The sequence below is a fragment of the Anaeromusa sp. genome, assembly GCF_028691475.1.
Taxonomy (GTDB): Bacteria; Bacillota; Negativicutes; order Anaeromusales; family Anaeromusaceae; genus Anaeromusa.
This window is the reverse complement of record NZ_JAQUZF010000115.1, coordinates 1-7,474: the sequence shown is the minus strand read 5'-3', so window position 1 is coordinate 7,474 and position 7,474 is coordinate 1. Positions and strand designations below refer to the sequence as shown.

5 protein-coding genes, 1 tRNA gene and 1 other annotated feature are annotated in these 7,474 nt (G+C 50.0%); all 6 genes read left to right on the top strand.

The features are described 5' to 3' along the window. A partial coding sequence (dnaB, locus tag PHF27_RS12170; protein ID WP_300070448.1) for a replicative DNA helicase occupies positions 1 to 1,013 on the top strand: 1,013 nt, incomplete at its 5' end. 187 nt (positions 1,014 to 1,200) lie between these two features. Then, positions 1,201 to 2,493: an adenylosuccinate lyase gene (gene purB, locus PHF27_RS12165; protein WP_300070445.1), complete on the top strand. Its 1,293-nt coding sequence runs from the start codon at positions 1,201 to 1,203 to the stop codon at positions 2,491 to 2,493. Positions 2,494 to 2,512: 19 nt separating this feature from the next. Beyond that, complete coding sequence (locus PHF27_RS12160) at positions 2,513 to 3,796, top strand: adenylosuccinate synthase (RefSeq protein WP_300070443.1); 1,284 nt, start codon at positions 2,513 to 2,515, stop codon at positions 3,794 to 3,796. 53 nt (positions 3,797 to 3,849) lie between these two features. After that, positions 3,850 to 3,925 (top strand) — tRNA-Lys (locus PHF27_RS12155). Positions 3,926 to 4,655: 730 nt separating this feature from the next. Further along, the gene (locus PHF27_RS12150) at positions 4,656 to 6,326 is read left to right on the top strand and encodes a ribonuclease J (RefSeq protein WP_300070440.1); all 1,671 of its coding nucleotides are present in this window, start codon (positions 4,656 to 4,658) and stop codon (positions 6,324 to 6,326) included. Between the two features lie 49 nt (positions 6,327 to 6,375). After that, positions 6,376 to 6,602: a binding site (T-box leader), on the top strand. Between the two features lie 276 nt (positions 6,603 to 6,878). Next, positions 6,879 to 7,474: tyrosine--tRNA ligase (tyrS, locus tag PHF27_RS12145; RefSeq protein ID WP_300070437.1), on the top strand; the 596-nt coding region annotated here is incomplete at its 3' end.

Genomic DNA, 7,474 nt, shown 5'->3' with positions numbered 1-7,474 from the left:
AGGCGCTTTTGCGTCAGCTTATCCAGACCTCGACGAAAATTGCCGCGTTGGGTTATGAGGGCAGTGAAGAGGTATCGCAAATTGTCGATCAGGCGGAGAAGATGATTTTGGAGGTATCCAACCGCCGCATTGGCGGCGATTTTACGCCTATTAAAAGCATCGTCCTGGACGCCTTTGGCAAGATCGAGCAGCTCTACGAATCACGCGGTGGTATTACCGGTTTGGCTACCGGCTTTAAGGACCTGGACCGTTTGACTTCTGGCCTGCAAAAATCCGATTTGATTCTTGTGGCGGCCCGTCCGAGTATGGGTAAAACGGCTTTTACCCTAAATATTGCCTCTAATGTGGCTATTCGGGAAAAAAAGGCTGTAGCGTTTTTTTCGCTGGAAATGTCTAAGGAGCAGTTGGTGCAGCGTATGCTTTGTGCCGAAGCGTCCATTGATTCGCAAAAGCTGCGTATTGGCGAGCTGGAGGATGACGATTGGACCAAGCTGATTAATGCGGCGGATCGCCTTTCGGGAGCTCCTATTTTCATTGATGATACGGCAGGTATTTCGGTGCTGGAAATGCGCTCCAAGGCGCGGCGCCTTAAAGTAGAACATGATTTGTCGCTCATCATCATCGACTATTTGCAGCTGATGCAGGGCAGCGGCGGCAAAGGCGGCGAAAATCGTCAGCAGGAAATTTCGGAGATTTCCCGCTCGTTGAAAGGTTTGGCCCGTGAACTGGGAGTTCCGGTCGTTGCGCTGTCTCAGCTTAGCCGCAGCGTAGAGTCCCGCCAGGTAAAAAAGCCCATGCTCAGCGATTTGCGCGAATCGGGTTCTTTGGAGCAGGATGCGGATATTGTAGCTTTTCTCTATCGTGAAGACTACTACAACCCGGATACGGAAAACAAAAATATTACCGAAATCATTGTGGCCAAGCACCGCAACGGTCCGGTAGACAGTGTGCAGCTTTTCTTCCACAAGCAGTTTACGCGCTTTGCGGATTTGACCCGTATGCCCGAGGGCTAAGGGATAGCCGAACGTTTAACGGAGAAAATGATTAAACATTCGACAAAATATTGACGAGGAGAAAGCTCTTTGGTATGCTATATATGGTGAAAAATGAATAATTTGAGGGAGGCTCAATCTCGGCGCTTCAGAATGAGGCCGTATTGAGTTCTTTTTATGAACGCGGCATAAGAAGGGAGGAGCGCTTGTGATTGACCGGTATGTTTATCCCGAGATGGGACGTATTTGGGCTGAAGAGAATGAGTTCCGGATTATGTTGGATATAGAGCTTATCGCATGTGAAGCGCTGGCGGAATTGGGGGAAGTTCCTAAGGCTGCGGTGGCGGCAATTCGGGAAAAGGCTCGTTTGGATTGGAAACGCATACAAGAAGTGCAAAAGAATGTTCGCCACGATGTAATGGCTTTTTTGACGGTAATTGCGGAACAAGTAGGAGAAGAGGCGAAATACATTCACTTGGGTCTTACTGCCAGCGACGTGAAGGAAACGGCGTTAGGCGTAAGAATGAAGCAAACTGCGGATATAATCTTGACGGACTTGCGTCATTTGCGCGATGTCTTGCGCCGGAGAGCGCAGGAACATAAGTATACAGCGATGATGGGCCGTACTCATGGTATGCATGCAGAACCATTGACTTTGGGGCTGAAGCTGGCAGTATGGTTGGATGAGACGGAGCGGCATATTGCGCGCATGGAAAAAGTCAGAGAAACAGTTTCTGTGGGCAAGGCTGCAGGAGCAGTGGGTACCTATGCTAATATTAGTCCGCATGTAGAGGCTTATGTGTGCAAAAAATTAGGGTTGAGCGCGGCTAAGGTGGCAACGCAGATTGTGCAGAGAGATAGACATGCTGAATTTTTGAATGTGTTGGCGGTTATTGCCTCTTCATTAGAAAAGTTTGCTATAGAGATTCGTAATTTGCAGCGCACAGATATCGGCGAGGTCGAAGAATTTTTTACCGCTGACTCACAATCAGCATCAATTATGCCACATAGGCGTCAGCCTTTGATTTCTGAAAACGTAGCTGGTTTGGCGCGAGTGGTGCGCGGATATGCCCTGGCGGGAATGGAAAATGTCGCATTGTGGCATGAACGGGACATGACTCACGTTTCTGTGGAGAGGCTGATTTTACCGGAAAGTGCCATCCTGACCAATTATTGCTTGCGGCAATTTGCGGTGGTGTTAGAAAAACTTGTTATATACCCGAATGTAATGCGCTCGAATATGGATAAGACAGGCGGGATGATTTTCAGTCAACGTGTGATGAATGCATTGATTGAAAGGGGTGTCTTGCGTGATGATGCTTATCAGTGGGTGCAGCGTCATGCAATGGCGAAATGGCAAGAGGATGTTGATTTTAAGGCGGGAATTTTAAGGGATTGCAATATTATGAAACATCTGACGGCGGAAGAAGTGGATTTTTGCTTTGATTATGGATATTTTCTCCGGCATATAGATAGAATCATGGCTCGTTTCGGGCTGTAAAAAAAAGGTGAGTGATAGTATGTCAGCAATTATTGTTATCGGCAGTCAATGGGGCGATGAAGGAAAAGGGAAAGTAGTCGACTATCTGGCGGAACAGGCTAACGTAGTTGTGCGTTATTCCGGCGGCAACAATGCAGGCCATACCGTAGTGGTAAACGATGAGGCTTATAAGCTGCAACTGCTGCCTTCGGGTATTCTTTATAAAGGAAAGACCTGCGTTTTGGGCAATGGCGTTGTCATTGATCCGGAAGCCATTTTAAAAGAAATCAACGGCATGAAAGAACGGGGCATTGATACTTCAAGTCTGCGCATTTCTACGCGGGCGCAGGTGCTGCTGCCGTATCATCGCCGGCAGGACGAAGCGGAAGAAGTCGCTCGGGGCGAGTTTAAAATCGGCACGACTAAGCGCGGTATCGGACCTTGCTATATGGATAAAGTGGCTCGCTGCGGTATCCGTATTGTGGACTTGATGGACCCGGAAGAGTTTGCAGCCAAGCTGAAACATAATGTGGCGGCTAAAAATGAACTATTGGTGAAGCTCTACGGAGCAGAGCCTTTTGAATACGAGCCCATGCTGGAGCAGTACTTGGCTTTTGCCGAGCTGATTCGTCCGTATGTGGCGGATACGACATACCTTCTCAACGACGCCTTGGACAAAGGCGAAAAAGTCCTCTTCGAAGGTGCGCAGGCAACCTTGTTGGATCTGGACCATGGCACCTATCCCTATGTGACTTCATCCAATCCGATTGCCGGCGGTGCTTGTACCGGAGCCGGCGTAGGTCCTGGCAAGATCGACAAGGTAGTTGGCGTAGTGAAAGCCTATACCACGCGCGTCGGCGAAGGTCCGTTCCCGACTGAACTGCATTGCGCCATGGGCGACACCATTCGCGAGGCTGGCCATGAATTTGGTACCGTTACCGGTCGTCCGCGTCGTTGCGGCTGGCTGGACGCCTGCATTGTCAAATATGCCGGACAAGTAAGCGGTCTGGATGCGCTGGCCATTACCCGCCTGGATATTCTGGACGGCTTAGACAGCATCAAGCTTTGTGTTGGCTACCTTTATAACGGTGAGATCATTAAAGAATATCCGGCCAGCTTGAAGGTATTGTCCAAGGTGGAGCCGGTTTACGAAGAATTTGCCGGTTGGAAGACCGACACTACCAAAGTGCGCCGCTACGAAGACTTGCCGGCTGCTGCCAGAGCCTATTTGGAACGCCTCAGCGAAGTGGCGGGCGTCCGTCTCGGCATCGTTTCTGTCGGCCCGAATCGCGAGCAAACGATCATTATGGAAGAAATGTTTTAAAAAACTGTTGACACGGGAACGATATGGTGATATAATTTCGTTCTGTGAGACATGACCTACTAGCTCAGTCGGTAGAGCACCTGACTTTTAATCAGGGTGTCGTTGGTTCGAGTCCAACGTGGGTCACCATCAAAAACTCAGCCTTTCAGGTTCGCCTGAAGGGCTTTTTTTTATCGCAATCATTGGCTTATGCGCACCGCACGCCTAAACGGTCTTTTTTCCGCTAAGCTTTGTCAGAAAGCCTCGGCATAGCCCCATTATGCCTGCGTTTTCTTTCGCGCTTAACGAAAAAAATTCTCGCTTTGGCGTGGATGCTCATTAAGCCAGTGAATGCTGTTGGTTAGTTGACGTTTGGATTACTCGTTAAAGTTTCTGCTCCTTGCAGCCACTAGCTTTTGAGCACTATAAATTAATAGAATTCTTTTCTGAAAGAGAGTACGTTCCTTTTGACGAAGGGACGTTTTTTATTAACAAACCAGAGAGCGCGCATTGCTGGTCTTCGCAATGACTCGTAAGGCAGCCTAGTTCTGTTATTGCGAGGAGCGCAGCGACGTGGCAATCTAGTCAGTAGTGTCCCGGACCTCCATGCTCTCATTCGAGTCCTCCGATTACTCCCTTTACTCCTGTTGCATTTTAGTCCCTCGCGCCTTGCACGGGAGCATTCTTGCTTTTAATAAGAATTCGCGATATAATTAATGGAATGCATTGAGCGGATAGAAGTCAGCCCCTACTTGGTATACGGAACGGACGACAACCATATAGCGGTTATATAGGAACTCGCATGCAAGCGAGCTTTCTTTTGTATGTAAAAATGCAGTCGGAAATAAGAAATTTATAATAAAAAATGGAGGATTTTTTAGTGAGATCATCAAAACCAAAAGGAAAATTGCTGGTTATTCCCTTGGGCGGCCTAGGGGAAATCGGCAAGAACATGACGGTGTTTCAATACGGCGATGACATCGTGATTCTGGATGCAGGCCTGTCGTTCCCGGAAGATGACATGCTGGGCATTGATTTAGTCATTCCGGATATGTCGTATCTGTTTGAAAACCGAGACAAAGTGCGCGGCGTTGTTTTGACCCATGGTCATGAGGACCATATTGGCGCGTTGTCTTATTTGTTGCGGGAGGTTAATGTTCCCGTATACGGCAGTCGTTTGGCCTTGGGCCTTGTAGAAGGGCGTCTGAAAGAAAATCGCGTAGGCAAGTACAATCTGGTGCCGACAAATCCAGGGGATGAGTTGACGCTGGGTGTCTTCAAGATCGGCTTTATTCAGGGCAGTCACTCCATTCCTGATGCCTGCGGCATTTACTTTAAGACACCGGTGGGAACGGTAGTGCATACAGGAGACTTCAAGATTGATCAGACTCCTGTAGACAATAAGCTTATTGATATTCATAAATTTGCCGAATTGGGCAATCAAGGTGTGATGCTCCTGATGTCGGACAGCACCAATGCGGAACGACCCGGCTATACCGCTTCGGAGCGGACCGTAACGGCGGCGCTGGACGTGCAGTTCCGGGCGGCGAAAAACCGTATTATTATGGCTAGCTTTGCCTCGAATGTGCTGCGTGTGGGCCAGGCCATTCAGACCGCGGCTAAATATGGCCGCAAAGTAGTAGTAATGGGCCGCAGCATGGTAAATGTGGTGGGGATTTCGACGGAAATGGGATATTTGGATATTCCAGAAGGCGTCTTGATTGAGCCGGAAGAGATGAAAAACTATCGCGACGATCAGTTGCTGATTTTAACTACCGGCAGCCAAGGCGAGCCGATGGCGGGCTTGAGCCGCATGGCCTCAGGCACCCATCGCAGCGTAGCTATTGTGCCTGGCGATACGGTGATTTTTTCCGCTACGCCGATTCCGGGGAATGAGAAGTCTGTTTCCCGTACCATCGACAGCTTGCTTCGTCTGGGCGCGCATGTAGTATATGAGCGTTCTTCGGGGGTTCACGTCTCCGGCCATGCCAGCCGGGAAGAACTGAAACTGATGCTGAATTTGGTGCGTCCGAAATATTTCATCCCCGTTCATGGCGAGTACCGTATGCTGCGGCAGCACGGCGCGTTGGCGGAAGAGATGGGCGTGCCTTCGGAAAACGTTTTTTACGGTGAAAACGGGCATGTTTTCGAGTTTACGCGTAAAGCGGCGCGCATGGCTGGCAAGGTAAAGGCGGGACGCGTCTTTATCGACGGCTTGGGCGTGGGCGATGTGGGCAACATTGTGATTCGGGACCGGCAGCAGCTGGCGAACGAAGGGGTCATTATTGTCGTCGTCACGCTGGACAAACAGCGTAATGCACTCTTGTCCGGACCGGATTTGGTCTCGCGCGGCTTTGTCTATGTGCGTGACGCTGGCGGTCTGATGAACGAAGCGCAGCAAAAGGTGCGTCAGGCGCTGGATCGCTGCTCGGAGCGCAACTTGAGCGACTGGTCCTCCATCAAGGTTCAAGTCAAGGAAACTCTGGGCAAGTTCTTGATGGAAAAAACCGGCCGTCGGCCGATGATTCTGCCGATTATTATGGAAGTGTAAGACTGGATTTGACAAGAAGAAGGTCTTCGGCTATATTGATGCATATACGAACAATGTGACGAATGGGAGAAGTAATGGCAAGGCGTCTTTTAGAGAGCCGGGGGATGGTGCAACCCGGTAGACGCGTGCGATGAAATACACCCAGGAGCAGCAGGCTGAAAACCCTAGGGGGTTAGTAGGCTAGGCCGGCGGATCGCCGTTACCGATCATAGTGGAGCGGTCAGCCCTAGGGCTGGCAACCAGGGTGGTACCACGGGCATACGGCTCGTCCCTCATTTGATGAGAGACGAGTCTTTTTTATTAGGGCCGCTCATTTCTTCACTGCTCACGCCCCGAAGTATCTTTTTACGCCTGACAGTGTCAGAAAGCCTCGGCAGAGCGCCGCTATGCCTGCGTTTTCTTTCGCGTCAGACGAAAAAATCTTTCTTTTGGGCGAGAGCGCTCAGAGCACGAGCGGCCCTTGAAAATGAGAACTAAAGGGTTCTAAAACAAGTAGACCTTTGGAGAGGTTTCTGTGAAATTTTGATAGGATAGCAAGAGGAGGAACTGAAAATGAGTGTATTAGACATCTTGAAGGAACGCGGCTATGTGCAGCAAATGACCCATGAGGCGGAAACCGCAGAGCTGCTGGAAAAGGAAAAGATTACGTTTTACATCGGCTTTGATCCGACGGCGGACAGCCTGCATGTGGGGCATTTTTTGGGCATGATGGTTATGGCGCATATGCAGCGAGCCGGGCATCGTCCGATCTGCTTGATTGGCGGCGGCACGGCGATGGTGGGCGATCCGTCGGGGAAGACGGATATGCGCAAAATGATGACGCCGGAAACCATTGAACAAAACGGCGAGTGCTTTAAAAAGCAGATGGCTCGCTTTATTGATTTCAGCGAGGATAAAGCGGTGATGGCCAACAACGCGGATTGGCTGATGCAGCTGAATTACGTCGGCTTTCTGCGGGAAATCGGCGCGCATTTTTCCGTCAACCGCATGCTGACGGCGGAATGCTTTAAGCAGCGCTTGGAAAAAGGCCTATCCTTCCTCGAATTTAACTACATGATCATGCAGGGCTATGATTTCTTGGAACTGAACCGCCGTTACGGCTGCGTCATGCAGATGGGCGGCGATGATCAGTGGTCCAATATTCTTGC

Coding starts and splice junctions, on each gene's coding strand:
- PHF27_RS12160 (WP_300070443.1), top strand. CDS start 2,513: ATGTCAGCAATTATTGTTATCGGCAGTCAATGGGGCGATGAAGGAAAA.